This window comes from Tateyamaria sp. GN1-10 (assembly GCF_055693845.1).
Map to the genome: position 1 here is coordinate 2,299,306 of NZ_JBVFUR010000004.1, position 15,478 is coordinate 2,314,783.

Annotated in this window: 15 protein-coding genes and 1 pseudogene; 10 read left to right on the forward strand and 6 right to left on the reverse strand. The window is 58.3% G+C overall.

What is annotated here, in order from left to right; all coding sequences use genetic code 11:
- The 9 genes and pseudogenes from dxr to lpxB all read left to right on the forward strand — a co-directional run bounded on the left by dxr (position 1) and on the right by lpxB (position 9,150).
- Positions 1-1,167 (forward strand): 1-deoxy-D-xylulose-5-phosphate reductoisomerase, encoded by a 1,167-nt coding sequence (dxr, locus tag ACZ1HN_RS13245; RefSeq protein ID WP_472727844.1) that lies wholly within the window; start codon positions 1-3, stop codon positions 1,165-1,167.
- Positions 1,168-1,171: 4 nt separating this feature from the next.
- Positions 1,172-2,521, forward strand: coding sequence for an RIP metalloprotease RseP (rseP, locus tag ACZ1HN_RS13250; RefSeq protein ID WP_472727845.1), 1,350 nt, complete (start codon positions 1,172-1,174; stop codon positions 2,519-2,521).
- A 95-nt stretch (positions 2,522-2,616) separates the two neighbouring features.
- The gene (locus ACZ1HN_RS13255) at positions 2,617-2,742 is read left to right on the forward strand and encodes a hypothetical protein (protein ID WP_299206976.1); all 126 of its coding nucleotides are present in this window, start codon (positions 2,617-2,619) and stop codon (positions 2,740-2,742) included.
- Between the two features lie 179 nt (positions 2,743-2,921).
- Positions 2,922-5,225: an outer membrane protein assembly factor BamA gene (gene bamA / locus ACZ1HN_RS13260; protein ID WP_472729322.1), complete on the forward strand. Its 2,304-nt coding sequence runs from the start codon at positions 2,922-2,924 to the stop codon at positions 5,223-5,225.
- Positions 5,226-5,229: 4 nt separating this feature from the next.
- Entirely contained in the window at positions 5,230-5,769 is a 540-nt protein-coding gene (locus ACZ1HN_RS13265; protein ID WP_472727846.1) for an OmpH/Skp family outer membrane protein, read from the forward strand.
- A 79-nt stretch (positions 5,770-5,848) separates the two neighbouring features.
- Positions 5,849-6,312, forward strand: a pseudogene (gene fabZ, locus ACZ1HN_RS13270) (3-hydroxyacyl-ACP dehydratase FabZ).
- Entirely contained in the window at positions 6,309-7,097 is a 789-nt protein-coding gene (gene lpxA, locus ACZ1HN_RS13275; protein WP_472727847.1) for an acyl-ACP--UDP-N-acetylglucosamine O-acyltransferase, read from the forward strand. Before fabZ ends, lpxA begins: the two are co-directional and overlap by 4 nt.
- Positions 7,097-7,996: an LpxI family protein gene (locus ACZ1HN_RS13280; RefSeq protein WP_472727848.1), complete on the forward strand. Its 900-nt coding sequence runs from the start codon at positions 7,097-7,099 to the stop codon at positions 7,994-7,996. Before lpxA ends, ACZ1HN_RS13280 begins: the two co-directional genes overlap by 1 nt.
- The gene (gene lpxB / locus ACZ1HN_RS13285) at positions 7,993-9,150 is read left to right on the forward strand and encodes a lipid-A-disaccharide synthase (protein ID WP_472729323.1); all 1,158 of its coding nucleotides are present in this window, start codon (positions 7,993-7,995) and stop codon (positions 9,148-9,150) included. Before ACZ1HN_RS13280 ends, lpxB begins: the two co-directional genes overlap by 4 nt.
- Before the next feature lie 40 nt (positions 9,151-9,190).
- On the opposite strand, the gene tyrS is transcribed toward lpxB, so the two are convergent.
- Positions 9,191-10,432 (reverse strand): tyrosine--tRNA ligase, encoded by a 1,242-nt coding sequence (gene tyrS, locus ACZ1HN_RS13290; RefSeq protein WP_472727849.1) that lies wholly within the window; start codon positions 10,430-10,432, stop codon positions 9,191-9,193.
- A 64-nt stretch (positions 10,433-10,496) separates the two neighbouring features.
- On the opposite strand from tyrS, the gene ACZ1HN_RS13295 reads away from it, so the two are divergent.
- Complete coding sequence (locus tag ACZ1HN_RS13295; protein WP_472727850.1) at positions 10,497-11,600, forward strand: anhydro-N-acetylmuramic acid kinase; 1,104 nt, start codon at positions 10,497-10,499, stop codon at positions 11,598-11,600.
- On the opposite strand, the gene ACZ1HN_RS13300 is transcribed toward ACZ1HN_RS13295, so the two are convergent.
- From ACZ1HN_RS13300 to ACZ1HN_RS13320, 5 genes are all read right to left on the reverse strand, one after another.
- Positions 11,591-12,013: a cupin domain-containing protein gene (locus ACZ1HN_RS13300; RefSeq protein ID WP_472727851.1), complete on the reverse strand. Its 423-nt coding sequence runs from the start codon at positions 12,011-12,013 to the stop codon at positions 11,591-11,593. The genes ACZ1HN_RS13295 and ACZ1HN_RS13300 overlap by 10 nt on opposite strands.
- Positions 12,014-12,022: 9 nt before the next feature.
- Positions 12,023-12,535 (reverse strand): GNAT family N-acetyltransferase, encoded by a 513-nt coding sequence (locus ACZ1HN_RS13305; RefSeq protein ID WP_472727852.1) that lies wholly within the window; start codon positions 12,533-12,535, stop codon positions 12,023-12,025.
- Positions 12,536-12,680: 145 nt separating this feature from the next.
- Entirely contained in the window at positions 12,681-13,955 is a 1,275-nt protein-coding gene (eno, locus tag ACZ1HN_RS13310; RefSeq protein ID WP_299605766.1) for a phosphopyruvate hydratase, read from the reverse strand.
- A 67-nt stretch (positions 13,956-14,022) separates the two neighbouring features.
- Positions 14,023-14,898, reverse strand: coding sequence for a DMT family transporter (locus ACZ1HN_RS13315; RefSeq protein WP_472727853.1), 876 nt, complete (start codon positions 14,896-14,898; stop codon positions 14,023-14,025).
- Positions 14,899-14,989: 91 nt separating this feature from the next.
- On the reverse strand, positions 14,990-15,412 hold the full coding sequence (locus ACZ1HN_RS13320) for a Fur family transcriptional regulator (protein WP_299206952.1): 423 nt from the start codon (positions 15,410-15,412) through the stop codon (positions 14,990-14,992).
- Between the last annotated feature and the right edge of the window lie 66 nt (positions 15,413-15,478).

The following is a 15,478-nucleotide window of genomic DNA, read 5'->3' on the forward strand; positions in this document are numbered from 1 at the left end:
ATGCGCCGCGTGTCGATTTTCGGCGCAACCGGGTCGATTGGTCAAAACACCATCGACCTGATTGCTAGAGAACCGGACGCCTACGATGTTGTGGCGCTGACAGGGGCATCGAACATTGAACAGCTTGCCGGGGACGCCATCCGCCTGCGCGCTGATGTGGCTGTGACGGCAGATGAGGCACGGCTGGATGACCTGCGTGCAGCCCTCAGCGGCAGCGATGTTGAAGCAGCCGCGGGGCAGGCCGCATTGACCGAGGCGGGTTGCCGTCCCTCCGACTGGGTCATGTCCGCAATTGTGGGGGCTGCTGGCCTTGCACCGGGGCTGTGCGCGCTCGAGCAGGGGGCGACCCTCGCTTTGGCCAACAAGGAATCCCTAGTGTGCGCCGGTCAACTGATCCTCTCTACGGCTAAGGCTCATGATGCGCGCTTGCTGCCCGTCGATAGTGAGCATTCAGCTGTCTTTCAGGCCCTCGTCGGCGAAGATATGTCAGCAGTTGAGCGGATCATCATCACCGCCAGCGGCGGCGCCTTCCGCGATTGGCCGCTGGACAAGCTGGCGAAGGCGACATTGGCAGAGGCATCTTCGCACCCAAACTGGGACATGGGGCAACGCATCACAATCGACAGCGCGTCGATGTTCAACAAGGCCTTGGAACTGATTGAAACACGAGAATATTTCGGCGTCAGAGGTGATCAGATCGAGGTGCTTGTCCACCCGGAATCCATGATCCACGCGATGGTCGGCTTCAATGACGGCGCGTTGATGGCGCATGTTGGTCCGCCCGACATGCGCCACGCAATTGGCTATGCCCTGAATTGGCCCGATCGCCAGCCATTGCCCGTCGAGCGCCTTGATCTGGCGCAGATCGGTTCATTGACGTTCCGTGCGCCTGACGAAGTGCGTTGGCCCGCCCTGCGGCTGGCCCGCGAAGTGATGGAACGCGGCGGGCTATCCGGCGCCGTATTCAACGCCGCCAAAGAAACCGCGTTGGATGGGTTTATAGCGGGCAACATAGGCTTTCCTGCGATGGCTGAAGTGGTCGATGAGGTGCTCAACTGCACTGATCCGGGCCATATTGATGCCCCAATGACCCTTGATAATGTACTCACAGCGGACCAAATGGCACGACAAGCCGCCCGCGACGTGATCGAGCAAAGAGCAGGATAAAACCTTGGATATTTCGGCCGTGATTCCCGCCTTTGGCGGTTTTGCCTGGACCATTTTCTTTTTCGTCGTGGCGCTGAGTGTCATCGTCGCCATTCATGAATATGGACACTATATTGTTGGTCGCTGGTCAGGCATTCAGGCGGATGTGTTCTCGATCGGTTTTGGCCCGGTGATCTGGAGCCGTATGGACAAGCGGGGCACCCGCTGGCAGATCGCAGCTTTGCCGTTTGGCGGCTATGTGAAGTTCGCTGGCGATGCGAATGCGGCATCTGGCAAAGATGTTGACGCGATGGAGGACGCAGCCGCTGATCCCGCTGCCTTGCGTCGCACAATGCACGGTGCACCTCTTTGGGCGCGCGCTGCTACAGTGTCCGCAGGCCCCGTTTTCAACTTTGCGCTGTCGATTATCGTCTTTGCCGCCGTGATCTTCTTCACGGGCGTGCCGCGTGATCCGCTGACAGTTGGTGAGATCAAGCCGCTCCCGGCTGGCGCGTACGAACTTCGCGAAGGGGATATCGTTCGCGAAATCGAGGGCCAAGCCGTGCCCAGCATCAACTCCGAGGACTATGCCGCATTTGTTGAAACGATCCCGGAAAAGCCGCAGCTTGAATATCTTGTCGATCGTGACGGCGACGTCATGACGGTCACGGGACCTTATCTGTTCCCACCGCTCGTGACGCGGGTCGTTCCGCGCAGCGCAGGGCTTGCGGCCGGGTTCGAAGCAGGCGACGTGATCACATCGATCAATGGTGCGCCCGTATTTCGATTTGGGCAACTGCCAGAGGTCATCGAGAACGCTGACGGTGCATCCGTGCAACTGACCGTTTGGCGCGCAGGCGCAGAAATGCAAATCGAACTTTCGCCCAAACTGGTTGACGAACCAGACGGGCAGGGCGGCTTTGAAAAGAAATGGCGGATCGGCCTTGGCGGAGGCCAGGCTTTTGAAATGGGCCGCGAAGCACCCGCACCGCTGCAGGCATTGTCTGGCGGATATGAACGCATGATTGGGGTCATCACGGGTTCCATCAACGGTCTTGGACACTTGATTACAGGTGCAATCAGTTCCTGCAATCTGTCCGGGCCTATCGGCATTGCACAGGTTGCAGGTACGACAGCAAGTCATGGCCTCAGCGACTTCATCTGGTTTATCGCGGTGCTTTCGACTGCCGTTGGCCTTCTGAACCTGTTTCCAATCCCGGCGTTGGACGGCGGTCATCTGGTGTTTTACGCCTATGAGGCGGTCACGGGTAAGCCGCCAAGCGATGGCGCCCTGCGTGTTTTGATGGCAGTTGGGCTGACCCTCGTGTTGTCGCTCATGCTATTTGCGTTGGGGAACGATATCTTCTGTCCCTAAGAAGATTGGGTTTGAGCGCCTTATTCTTGCCATCATTAATCCCATGTCCTGCCGCATTAACGCTGTATCCCGTTTTCGACACAGAGGATGAACCGATGCAGATGATTCAAACCGGATACCGTGGCCTGAGCCTTTTGATGCTGCTGAATTGGGATCGTGCACTTCATGGCCTGACATTGATGGCCGCTCTTGCGGCAGGTGCATGGCTGGGCAGCCTCTAAAACGCAGATTTATCCACAAGATGTGCCAGTGACCCCGTGGTGACCCACGGGGTTTTGCGCTTTTGACAACACCTCGCAATGCCGTTAGTCACGTGACTATTGTATGTCTGAACACGTGGGGCAAAACCATGGGACTGGGGATGAGGGGCGCAGCAGGGCGAGCACAATCGTGCTGGCGTATGGCGCAGAGTATTCTAGCATTTTTCGTATTTTTGTCAGCGGTTTGGGTCGGAACACTGACCCCTGCACAGGCGCAGAATTTTCAATTCAGTCGCATTGTTGTCGATGGAAACACGCGCGTGGGCGACTCTGCGGTCCTGGCAAGAGCTGGAATCGCTCCGGGGCAAACGCTGTCAGCCGGGCAAGTGAACGATGCACGCCGCAACCTTGAAACAAGTGGCCTGTTCGAAACCGTGTCCGTCGAACCGCAAGGCGGCACACTTCTGATCACCGTGACTGAGTTTCCAACGATCAATCGCCTGACATTCGAAGGAAACCGGCGCGTAGATGACGAGGCACTGTCCGCAATTATTCAAAGCCAGGAGAGAAGGGTGTTTTCACCTGCTCAGGCAGAACGGGATGCCAGTGCCATTGCCGAAGCCTACAGCTCTCAAGGCCGCGTCGCGGCGCGTGTAAGCCCCCGCATCATTCGACGTTCGGACAACCGCGTTGATCTGATTTTTGAGATTTTCGAAGGTGATGTTGTCGAAGTCGAACGCATCAGCTTTGTCGGAAACAGGGTCTATTCTGACCGCAGGTTGCGCCGAGTTCTTGAGACCAAACAAGCAGGGTTTTTACGGGCGCTGATCCAAACTGATACTTTGGTCGAGGATCGCATCGAGTTCGACAAACAGGTTCTGACCGACTTCTACAATTCGCGTGGATATGTTGATTTCCGGATCGTAAGTTCGAATGCTGAACTGACTGAGGAGCGTGATGGGTTTTTCCTTACGTTTAACGTTCAAGAAGGGCAGCAGTTCTCCTTTGGTGAAGTATCCGTAGTAAGTGAACTGACCGACGTGGACGGGGATGCGTACCAAGAGCTCATTAAGGTGCGTCCTGGTGTTGTGTATTCACCAACGCTGGTCGAAGCGGAAATTTCGCGCCTCGAGCGACAAGCACAGCGGGACGGCGTAGATTTTCTACGCGTTGAGCCGCGCGTTATCAGAAGTGATCGCGATCTCACGCTCGATGTTGAATTCGTACTGAGCCGTGGCCAACGAGTGTTTGTTGAGCGTATTGATATAGAGGGCAACACAACGACTCTTGACCGCGTGATCCGCCGCCAGTTCAGGGTTGTCGAGGGCGATCCCTTCAACCCGCGGGAAATCCGCGATGCGGCGGAACGTATTCGTGCGCTGCAGTACTTTGAAGTTGCTAACGTGAATGCGCGCGAGGGATCGAGCCCAGATCAAGTGGTGATCGATGTCGATGTGGAAGAGCGCCCGACTGGTTCGCTCAACTTCGGCGGCGCATTCTCGCAGGACGACGGCTTTGGGCTGATTGTGAGCTTCACCGAGCGCAACTTCTTGGGCCGTGGCCAAACCCTTGGGTTCAACTTCTCTACTGCGGAGGAGTCCGAGCAATATGGCGTCAACTTCATTGAGCCCGCTTTCTTGGGCCGAGATGTCGCCTTTGGATTGAATCTTCAATACAGCGAATCGGATTCTAGTTTCGCCAACTACGACACAGAATCTCTCCTGTTGCGGCCAAGTTTGACCTTCCCCATCGGGGAGCGGTCAAGATTGTCGGTCAACTACAATTACCAAGCAAACGAAATGCTCGCACGCGACACAGTGACGAATGGCCCGATCGTTCAGCGCGAGATTGATGTCGGCGAACAGTCTTCATCGTCGATTGGATATACGTACACGTATGACACCCGCGAAGGTGGCTTGAACCCAACGGCGGGCGTCCTCCTTGAGCTTTCTCAGGATTTTGCTGGCTTGGGTGGTGATGCCGAATTCATAAGAACGCGTGGCCGCATTGTTGGTCAACGACTTGCGTTCAATGAGGAGGTCACACTCCGTGCGACGCTCGAGGGCGGATACTTGGCATGGAATGGTGGTACCAACCGGACGGTCGACAGATTCATACTCGGGCCAAGCATCATCCGCGGGTTTGAGCCAGGCGGCATTGGACCCCGCGATTTCAATGCGGCGGGCGATGATCCCGATCCGCTGGGTGGTAACCTGTTCGTTGCTGCACGGTTTGAAGCTGAATTCCCGCTCGGTCTGCCAGAAGAGTTGGGCATTCGTGGCGGGCTGTTTTACGATGTTGGCAATCTGTGGGATCTGGACGAGGTCGATCTGTCCGGTGGGGATGTTCGGGGCGAAGGCGGATCCTTCCGTCACGTGATTGGTTTCTCGATCTTCTGGGATACGGCCATCGGGCCATTGCGTCTGAACTTTTCCAATGCCCTGCGCAAAGAAGAGTTCGACCGTGAGCAGTCGTTCGACCTGACCATCTCCACCACGTTCTGATGTGATGAGCAGGCTTGTCAAAGCCAGTGCACTCTTGGTCGTGGCCCTGATTTGGGCCACGGCAACTCTCTCGCAAGACGTTCGCAGCCCGATCCTGACAATTGATAGCGAACGCTTCTATCGGGACAGCGCGTTCGGCCAGCGTGTACTTGCTGAGATCGAGGAACAGACAACGATACTCGCTGAAGACAACCGCCGTCTTGAGGCAGAGTTGGAAGCGGAAGAGCAGGCCTTAACGGATCAACGTCCGGATATGGAACCAGAGGCGTTTCGCGCACTCGCGGATGCGTTTGATGCCCGGGTCGAGGGCATACGCAATGAACGCGAAGCCAGAAGTCGCAGAATCGCCGACTTGTTGGAAGAAAACCGCGATCGGTTTCTGGTGTCAGCCGCGCCCGTTCTAGAAGTCATCATGCGCGAAGCCGGCGCTGGCGTTATCCTTGAACAACGCAGTGTATTTGTTAGCGCGAATGCAATCGACATTACGGATCTTGCGATTTCACGGATGGATGCGACCCTGGGTGACGGAGCCGAGCAGCAATAGCCGCGCGCTTGCGAGGCCGTGTTTGTCTTGCTAGGCACGTTTCGATGATAAGACCAACGACAAAAGGCTCGGGCGTCCCATGACAACAGAATTGCAATCCGCCGACATCGGGATGATACAACGCCTGATCCCGCACCGTTATCCCTTCCTTCTGGTGGATCGTGTCGAAGACATCGACGGGTATCAGTCGGCAACTGGCATCAAGAATGTCACGATGAACGAGCCGCACTTTCAGGGCCATTTCCCGGGGCAACCCATCATGCCAGGCGTGACGATCGTCGAAGCGATGGCGCAAACGGCGGCAGTCATGGTCGGCGTTGCCCTTGATCTGGCTGACAAGAACCTGCTTGTTTACTTTATGGCCATCGACAAATGCAAATTCCGCCGGATGGTTGTTCCCGGCGATGTTTTGAAACTGAACCTCAAAACAACCCGCGGCAAGCCGGGGGAAAAGTTTGGAAATTCGCCGGTGTTGCAGAGGTTGATGGTGAAATGGCCTGTGAGGTCGAGTTCACCGCGATGATGGATTTGCCAACCACATGAGCGATGCAGGTATTCACCCCTCGGCGGTCGTGGAACCGGGCGCGCAGGTTGATCCAACGGCCGTTGTAGGGCCTTTTTGCGTGGTTGGCCCGAATGCTGTGATCGGCCCAGACGTCGTGCTGAAAAGCCACGTGGTTGTCACAGGCCATACCGAGGTGGGTGAGGGAACAATCGTGTTTCCTTTCGCCGTGATCGGAGAAGTGCCGCAGGACTTGAAGTTCAAGGGCGAGGCAAGTCGTCTGGTTATCGGCAAACGCAATCGCATTCGCGAACATGTGACCATGAACTGTGGCACCGAAGGTGGCGGCGGGGTCACGCGGATCGGCGATGATGGTCTGTTCATGGCGGGCTGCCACATCGCACATGACGCGCATGTCGGCGACAGGGTCATCGTTGTGAACTCAGCCGCGGTCGCCGGGCACTGCGTCCTTGAGGACGACGTGATTGTTGGGGGCCTGTCGGGCATTCACCAATTTGTACGCATCGGTCGGGGTGCGATCATTGGGGCAGTGACCATGGTGACAAATGACGTGATCCCATACGGACTGGTTCAGGCACCCCGCGGAGAGCTGGATGGGTTGAACCTTGTCGGCCTGAAACGCCGAGGTGTCAATCGCAGTGACATCACGGCATTGCGTGCGGCCTTCCAGATGCTGGCGCAAGGCGAGGGTACGTTCCACAATCGGGCTGAGCGATTGGGCAAGGAAACCGACAGCGCCTATGTCCGCGAGATAGTCGAATTCGTCATGGGCGACAGTGACCGGTCGTTCCTGACGCCGCGCTGATGCTGGCCCTGATCTCCGGGACCGGGGCGTTACCTTCGGTCGTTGCAGCGCACCAGCCAACCCCACCAATCATTTGTGCCCTTGATGGGCACAAGCCGGACGGGCTGGAGGTGGACGTCTGGTTCCGCCTCGAAACCATCGGGACCTTATTACATAAGCTCGTTGCCCGGGGCGTAACTGAAGTCTGTTTTTGTGGTGCCATCCAAAGGCCCGGCTTCAGCCCCCTGAAACTGGATGCGCGCACGATGCCACTGGTGCCGACCCTCGCAAGGGCGGTCAAAGATGGTGAAGATGCCGCGCTGCGGGCCATCCTTGGACTGTTCGAGAAACGCGGAATGATCGCGAAAGGCGCTCATGCTCTTGCGCCCGAGCTGCTGCCGCAGCCGGGTATTTTGACGCGTACACCGGTCCCCCAGGATATTGAGGCGCACATCAAGGCTGCCGAGCAAGTTTCGATAGAACAGGGCCGCGCGGATGAGGGCCAGTCCTGTGTCATTCGCGACGAACAGGTCATTGCGCGTGAAGACGCTCGGGGCACTGACGCGATGCTGCGCGGCCTGTGTCAAAACGATGTGCGACCGATGCCGACAACCGAAGGCGATCCATTCGGGGCGGCAATGGATTTTGTTGGTGACATGCTCGACGACGCGGCGGACTGGCTTTCTGGTCCTGTAGCGGAAGCGCGGGCAAAACCTAAGGGTGGCGTGTTCTTCAAAGCGCCCAAACCAGGTCAGGATCGACGGATCGACTTGCCCACGATCGGGCCTGAAACCGCGCGCGCCGTAATCCAAGCACGGCTTGATGGTATGGTCATCGCTGCAGAAGGCGTGATGGTGCTTGAGCGAGAAAAGGTCGTGCGCCTCTTGGATGACGCGGGGCTGTTTCTTTGGGTGCGTTGAAGGTTTTTATCCTTGCGGGCGAACCTTCGGGTGATGCCTTGGGTGGCGCATTGATGGCTGGCTTGAACCGGGAAGCGCCGGACGTGACTTATGACGGCATCGGCGGGCCGCTTATGCAGGCACAGGGTCTGACAAGTCGGTTCGACATGTCCGAACTGACGGTCATGGGCATTGCCGAGGTGCTGCCAAAGTACCGTCATTTGAAACGACGCATTGCCGAGACGGCGCAGGCCGTGATCGACACGCGGCCCGACGTGTTGATCACAATCGACAGCCCGGATTTTTCGCTTCGTGTTGCCAAGCTGGTCAAGGTAGGCTCCGATATTCGGACCGTGCACTATGTGGCACCGACCGTTTGGGCCTGGCGGCCCGGGCGGGCCAAGAAGATGGCGAAGGTCATCGATCAGGTCCTCGCTCTGTTCCCCTTTGAGCCTCCGTATATGGAGGCGGAAGGGATGGAGTGCGATTTCGTCGGACACCCCGCCGCAACAGTTCCGCGTGCTACGTCAGAGGAACAGGCCGCCTTTCGAGCACAACATGGGCTGGAGGCCGCCGATCCGTTGGTGCTTGTCCTCCCGGGCTCTCGCCGAGGAGAGATCACGCGGATGAGCCCCGTCTTCGGCCAAGCCCTTGGTCGATTGGCGCAGACGCGGCCAGCCTTGAAAATGGTTCTACCCGCTGCCGGATCAGTTGTAGATCTGGTGCATAACGAGGTTGCGAAGTGGCCTGTTGCACCCCTGGTTCTTGATCCCACAGGGAAAGACCACGATGCGGCGCTGACGGAAAAGCGGATTGCTTTCGCGGCGGCGGATGTGGCGCTGGCAACCTCTGGCACGGTGTCTTTGGAACTGGCAGCGGCTGGAACCCCGATGGTCAGCGCCTATGATCTGCACTGGCTCAGCCGTGCCATCATCAGCCGAATGGTGACGACCGACACGGGCAGTTTGATCAATCATGTGACGGATACCCGAGTGGTGCCTGAGGTCGTTGGCAAGGACTTCAACGTTGAGAACGTGGTGTCGGCGATGGAGGGCCTGCTCGCAGGCGCTGAGGATCAACGCGCAGCCATGGAGCTGACGATGGACCGCCTGGGACGCGGTGGGAAGGACCCCGGACTGCGCGCTGCACGGGCCGTCCTCGGACGGTTGGGGTGATCTGTCCCCGCGGGGACAGAATTTACCGTACGGTCAAACCTTAACCAATTTGGACAAGCGCATGGCGTTTTTTGCCCGCTGACAATTTGATCGGTGCGGCCAGAGCGGCCCGATCAATCATCGTGCCCGCTTCGGTCAGCGGCGCGTCGTTCATCCGCGCTCCGCCTTCGGCGATCAGACGCTTGGCCTCTTTTCCGGACCCAGCTAGACCGGACTTTACGATCAGCTGCACGATGGAAATTCCATCGCCCACGTCATCCGCGCTGAGGATCAGGGTTGGGAGGTCGTCGCCCACGCCGCCCTTTTCGAACACTTCTCTGGCCGTCTGCGCAGCCGCTGTTGCGGCTTCAGCACCGTGCAAAATGGTTGTCACCTCAGAAGCAAGCAGGGCTTTGGCCTCGTTGATCTCGGACCCTTCAAGGGCACCCAAACGGTTGCATTCGTCAAGCGGTAGCTCGGTGTAGAGTTTCAGGAACCGACCCACATCCGCGTCTGTCGTGTTCCGCCAGAACTGCCAGAACTCGTAAGGTGACAGCATGTCCGCATTCAGCCAGACCGCCCCCGACTGTGACTTGCCCATCTTCTTGCCATCTGACGTCTCTAAGAGCGGGGAGGTCAGGCCAAACACTTCTTTCTGGATCACCCGGCGTGTCAGGTCGATGCCGTTGACGATATTGCCCCATTGATCCGACCCACCCATCTGCAGGATGCAGCCATAGCGTCGGTTCAGCTCCATGAAGTCGTAGGCTTGGAGGATCATGTAGTTGAATTCGAGGAACGACAGCGACTGTTCGCGGTCTAGCCGGGATTTCACACTTTCGAACGACAGCATCCGGTTGATCGAGAAGTGCCGCCCGATATCCCGTAGAAAATCAAGGTAGTTCAGATCATCCAACCACTCGGCATTGTTCAGCATCTGCGCGCCATCGTCGTAGTCGATGTAAGCGGAAAACACCTGTTTGATCCCAGCGATGTTGGCATCAATCGCGGCAGAGTCGAGCAGGGGGCGTTCATCGGCCCGGAAAGACGGATCGCCCACCTTGGTTGTGCCGCCACCCATCAGCGTGATCGGCTTGTGCCCGGTTTTCTGGAACCAGCGCAGCATCATGATTTGGATCAGCGATCCAACGTGCAGCGATTTTGCTGTCGCATCAAAGCCGATATAGGCGGTCTGCCCCGGAACCAGCAATGCGTCGTCCAGCGCCTGCATGTCTGTGCAGTCGGCCAGAAACCCGCGGCTTTGCATCACGTGCAAAAAATCGGATCGGGGTGTGTAAGTCATTTGGCTTGTCCTTGGAACGGCTCCGTCGCAGTCTATAAGCGGGGGACGGGCAAAGGAAAAGACCATGGATAAGGTCAGAGACAAGGGCGCGGTAATTGCTGCGCTCGGAGCAATGTCAGGCACATCGCTGGATGGTGTTGACGCGGCAGTTCTGCGAACGGATGGAGTGGTCATCGACGGATTTGGTGCGCATGACTACCGCGCATACTCCGCCGAGGAACAGACAGTTTTGCGCGCAGCCCTTGGGCATTGGGCCGGGCCGTCGTTGAAACCGGCGACCGACGTCATGATGTCCGCGCATCAAGAACTGCTGGGAGGCTTTGACAAGGTCGATCTGGTTGGGTTTCACGGTCAGACCGTGGCCCATGCACCCCGAGCGCAGGGAACCTTGCAACTGGGCGACGGCGCGGCGCTGGCGCAGGCGTTGCAAGTGCCTGTTGTCTGGGACTTTCGGACTGCGGATGTTGAACTGGGGGGCGAGGGCGCACCTCTGGCCCCGTTTTTTCATTTTGCCTGCGCCAAGTGGATGGGGGCGGAGGGCCCGGTCGCTTTTTTGAACCTGGGTGGAGTCGGCAACCTGACATGGGTTGATCCGTCGGCGGATGCACCCGAAGTTGATGGCGCGCTGTTGGCTTTTGACACGGGCCCAGCCAACGCGCCGGTCAATGACCTGATGCAGACGCGGCTTGGCCTTGCCTTTGACGAAGGGGGGCGTGTTGCGGCCTCGGGCACAGTCGAGAATGGCGCGCTGGAATTGTTCCTGGCGGAGCCGTATTTTGCGCGCATCCCTCCAAAGTCACTCGATCGGAACGATTTTGCCGAAATGGTGAAACTGGTCCACGAACTCAGCGATGCGGATGCGGCGGCCACGCTGACAGCCATGTGTGCTGCGGGGGTTGCAGAAGCCATGCAGCACTGTCCGCGTCCGCCATCGACGGTGCTCGTGACCGGGGGCGGGCGGCATAACCCGGTTCTGATGAAGATGCTTGAGGTGTCGTTGGATTGCCCGGTGCAACCCGTCGAAGCCGTGGGACTGAACGGTGATATGTTGGAGGCGCAGGCCTTTGCCTATCTGGCGGTGCGCGTCGCGCGTGGTTTGCCGACATCTTGTCCCGGGACAACCGGTGTCCGGGCCGCCGTGGGGGGCGGGACGGTCAGCTATCCCTGACGTGGGATGTCGAAACCCGGTTCTGCAAGCGTGAATCCTTCGAATTGGAAGCCCGGTGAGACGGTGCAACTGACTAGCGTGTAGTCACCGGCGCTGCGTGCGGCTTGCCAATGCCCCTCGGGCACGATGATCTGGGGCGCGCCTTCGTTCAGATCGGGGGACAGCACATGATCCTGTGCGGGGCCAGTGTCACTGCTGCTCATCGATAGGATCAGTGGGGCGCCTGCGTGATAAAGCCAAATCTCGGTTGCATCGACCTTGTGCCAGTGGCTTTGCTCTCCCGCGGCGAGCAGGAAATAGATACAGGTGCCGGTCGGTCGCCCATCATTTTCAGCAACCCAGGTCTGGCGGTAATGTCCACCTTCCGGGTGCGGTTGTAGGTTCAGGTGAGCAATGATTTGTTCAGCGTTCATGGTCATCGTTCAAAGAGGATGCTCGAAGAAGCGCAGATAGGGAAGGAAAGAAGGCTCTGCGTCATAGTAGGGTGGGCAGGGTTGGAAGCCGAGCCGTTCGTAGAGCGCAATGGCCTCCGTCAGTCCGCTCATGGTATCAAGAACAACTCGGGCGTAACCGTCGGACTTGGCTCGGGCTATGGACTCCTGGATCAACGCGCGGCCAGCCCCTGATCCCCGAGCGGATGGAGCGACATAGACGCGTTTGATTTCCGTCGTGCCCGCCGCGGTCAATGGGTAGTACATGGCGCAGCCGACGATTTGATTGCCGAGTTTCGCGACAAGAATGTCACCCTTGGGACGCGCGTGGATGCGCGGCAGGTCCGCAACCAGCGCCGCATAGCTGTCCTTGGCATAGTAGGCTTCGACCATCTGCGGCAGGTCAACGGATCGTTCGATCAAAAGGTCACGGTAGGCCCAGCACAAGCGTGCGACATCGTCCATGTCGGAGGGGCGGGCTGAATGGATTTCAAGATCGATCATGGCACAGGAGTAAATCGCACAGACGTTCTGGCGCAATATGCAAAAGGGATCGTTGAGTGCCCAATCTGTGCGCCGCGTCGGTTTTGGGTCTGCGCTGCTGCGTCCGTGGGCAACGCAACTGCCCACGGTTCGACGACACCATCGATTACTTCAGGATGGACTTACCTGCAAATTCCGCGCTTTCACCCAGCATCTCCTCGATCCGGATCAGCTGATTGTACTTTGCGAGCCGGTCCGACCGTGCGAGAGATCCGGTTTTGATCTGACCGCAGTTCGTGGCGACGGCGAGATCGGCGATAGTCGCGTCCTCGGTCTCGCCCGAGCGGTGGGACATAACGTTGGTGTAGCGCGCGCGATGAGCCATATCGACGGCTTGAAGTGTTTCCGTCAAGCTGCCGATTTGGTTGACTTTTACCAGCATGGAGTTCGCGCAGCCACGTGCGATGCCGTCGGCCAGGCGCACCGGGTTGGTCACGAACAGGTCGTCGCCCACAAGTTGGACCTTATCACCGATGGCGTCGGTCAGTGCTTTCCAGCCATCCCAGTCGTCTTCGCCCATGCCATCTTCGATCGAAATGATCGGATAGTCATTCACCAGCGCTTCGAGATAGGCGACATTCTCATCTGAGGACAATGTTTTGCCTTCGCCTGCAAGCACATATGCACCATCTTTGAAGTACTCGGTTGCGGCACAGTCGAGGGCGAGATGGATGTCTTCGCCCGGCTTGTAGCCCGCTTTCTCTACCGATTTCAGGATGAAATCCAGCGCGTCCCGGGTCGACGATATGTTGGGGGCAAAGCCGCCCTCGTCACCGATACCTGTCGACAGACCTGCGTCGCTGAGTTCTTTCTTCAGGGTGTGGAAGACTTCGGACCCCATACGCACCGCCTCGCGGATATTCGCGGCGGCCACCGGCATGATCATGAATTCCTGGATGTCGATCGGGTTGTCGGCGTGTTCACCGCCGTTGATGATGTTCATCATCGGAACGGGCAGGACACGGGCCGAGGTGCCGCCGACGTAGCGATAGAGCGGTTGCGAGGTCCAATCGGCAGCGGCCTTGGCGGCGGCAAGTGAAACACCAAGGATCGCGTTGGCGCCCAGACGGCCCTTGTTGTCTGTGCCGTCCAGTTCGATCATGGCGCGGTCCAGTTCGACCTGTTCGGTGGCGTCGATGCCAACCAGTGCCTCGGCAATCTCGCCATTCACCGCCGTGACAGCTTCCAGCACGCCCTTGCCCTTGTAACGGGCCTTGTCGCCGTCACGCTTTTCCACCGCTTCGTAGGCGCCGGTCGATGCGCCAGAAGGAACTGCGGCGCGGCCCATAGTGCCGTCCTCAAGTGTCACGTCGACTTCGACGGTGGGGTTGCCCCGGCTGTCGAGGATTTCGCGGGCGTGAATGTCGATGATGGTGCTCATGAGGAGGCTCCTGTAGCGGGAAGTTACGCAGCGTCTAACGTGATGTTGGCGCTAACAACAAGGGTCTTTACGCCGCATCTGGCGTTTTCCTGATATGCTCGCGCCATAGGGTGAAGAGGCCGGACGCAATGATGATTGCCACGCCGATCAGCGTCAACATGTCGGGTGCTTCGGAAAAGATCAGAACGCCGATGATCAGTGCAAACACCATCCGCGTATAGCGAAATGGCGTGACGAAACTGACGTCGCCCATACGCATCGCCATAACGATGAAGCGGTAAGAGATCGCCCCTATAACTGCGGCGATCGCCAGCAGGCCCCATTCGTTCAGGGTCGGGGCAACAAAAGCTGTGCCGGACGCCAACATGACGCCCACACCTGCGGGTACAAGCAATGCAAAAGCCACGAAGCTGAGTTGGAGCGCGGAAAGTGTTGCAGGCACACGGCGTGTGGCCAGATCGCGAACGGACAAACCAATCATGCCCTGAACCGCAAATAGGACATTCCAATCAAAACCGGCAAACCCGGGTCGTACGATCAACAGCACTCCGAAAAAACCTACGATGATGGCGACCCATCGCTTCCAGCCGACCGGCTCTGCCAAAAAGACGGCAGCCCCGAGCGTGACCATCAACGGGGTGGTTTGCAAGATCGCTGAGGCGGTGGCCAATGGCACCAACACGAGGGCGGTCACAAAACCCAAGGACCCAATCACTTCGCCCGCGTTGCGGATCAGCATGGCGCGGCCCAGCAGCGCGCGGCTGACCAGTGGTTGTCCTTTCCACACGCAGGCGCACGCCATGATCGCGGCACCACCCGCGCCCAGAAGGGCCAGCAATTGACCAACCGGGATCACGCCGCCCAGCAGCTTGATGAACATGTCTTCGATGGCGAAACACAGCATCGCCAGAACCATCAGCCCGGCGCCACGCAAGTTGTCCATATGTCTGGTGACCTTAGTTTTTTGGCCGATATGCCGGGTTTATTCTGGTCGCGCATATAGCCGCGACAAAGATGAAGAAGAATGTGCTTGTTTACTGGCGCTTGCGCGGCACGCCGTAAAGTTCCAGCCTGTGGCCACGTAACTCATAGCCCAGCTTTTCCGCAATCTTTTCCTGCAGGGCTTCGATTTCTGCATCGACGAACTCGATCACTTCGCCAGAGTTCATGTCGATGAGGTGATCATGGTGTTCACGTTCCGCGTCTTCGTACCGGGCGCGACCGTCTCCGAATTCCAGCTTGTCGAGTATGCCAGCCTCTTCGAACAATTTGACAGTCCGGTACACCGTGGCGATGGAAATGCCGGGGTCGACGGCGCTCGCGCGATTGTACAGCTCTTCGACATCCGGGTGGTCGTCGGACTCTTCAAGCACCTGGGCAATGATCCGGCGGGGCTGGGTCATGCGCAGCCCCTTGGCTTCGCTGCGGTCGCGGATACTGGCACGATTTGCTGTCATGCCGTGGGGTTTAACGAAGCTTGCAGGCAGGGGCAATTGCGGTTGACGCTGGTATGGTATGGGTTC

Bases quoted from the DNA above. Each gene is read 5' to 3' on its own strand.
- eno (WP_299605766.1), bottom strand. From the start codon at position 13,955: ATGAGCACCATCATCGACATTCACGCCCGCGAAATCCTCGACAGCCGG.
- tyrS (WP_472727849.1), bottom strand. From the start codon at position 10,432: ATGACTTACACACCCCGATCCGATTTTTTGCACGTGATGCAAAGCCGC.
- ACZ1HN_RS13315 (WP_472727853.1), bottom strand. From the start codon at position 14,898: ATGGACAACTTGCGTGGCGCCGGGCTGATGGTTCTGGCGATGCTGTGT.
- ACZ1HN_RS13305 (WP_472727852.1), bottom strand. From the start codon at position 12,535: ATGATCGATCTTGAAATCCATTCAGCCCGCCCCTCCGACATGGACGAT.
- ACZ1HN_RS13295 (WP_472727850.1), top strand. From the start codon at position 10,497: ATGGATAAGGTCAGAGACAAGGGCGCGGTAATTGCTGCGCTCGGAGCA.
- ACZ1HN_RS13265 (WP_472727846.1), top strand. From the start codon at position 5,230: ATGAGCAGGCTTGTCAAAGCCAGTGCACTCTTGGTCGTGGCCCTGATT.
- ACZ1HN_RS13300 (WP_472727851.1), bottom strand. From the start codon at position 12,013: ATGAACGCTGAACAAATCATTGCTCACCTGAACCTACAACCGCACCCG.
- ACZ1HN_RS13320 (WP_299206952.1), bottom strand. From the start codon at position 15,412: ATGACAGCAAATCGTGCCAGTATCCGCGACCGCAGCGAAGCCAAGGGG.
- bamA (WP_472729322.1), top strand. From the start codon at position 2,922: ATGGCGCAGAGTATTCTAGCATTTTTCGTATTTTTGTCAGCGGTTTGG.
- ACZ1HN_RS13255 (WP_299206976.1), top strand. From the start codon at position 2,617: ATGCAGATGATTCAAACCGGATACCGTGGCCTGAGCCTTTTGATGCTG.
- lpxA (WP_472727847.1), top strand. From the start codon at position 6,309: ATGAGCGATGCAGGTATTCACCCCTCGGCGGTCGTGGAACCGGGCGCG.
- dxr (WP_472727844.1), top strand. From the start codon at position 1: ATGCGCCGCGTGTCGATTTTCGGCGCAACCGGGTCGATTGGTCAAAAC.
- ACZ1HN_RS13280 (WP_472727848.1), top strand. From the start codon at position 7,097: ATGCTGGCCCTGATCTCCGGGACCGGGGCGTTACCTTCGGTCGTTGCA.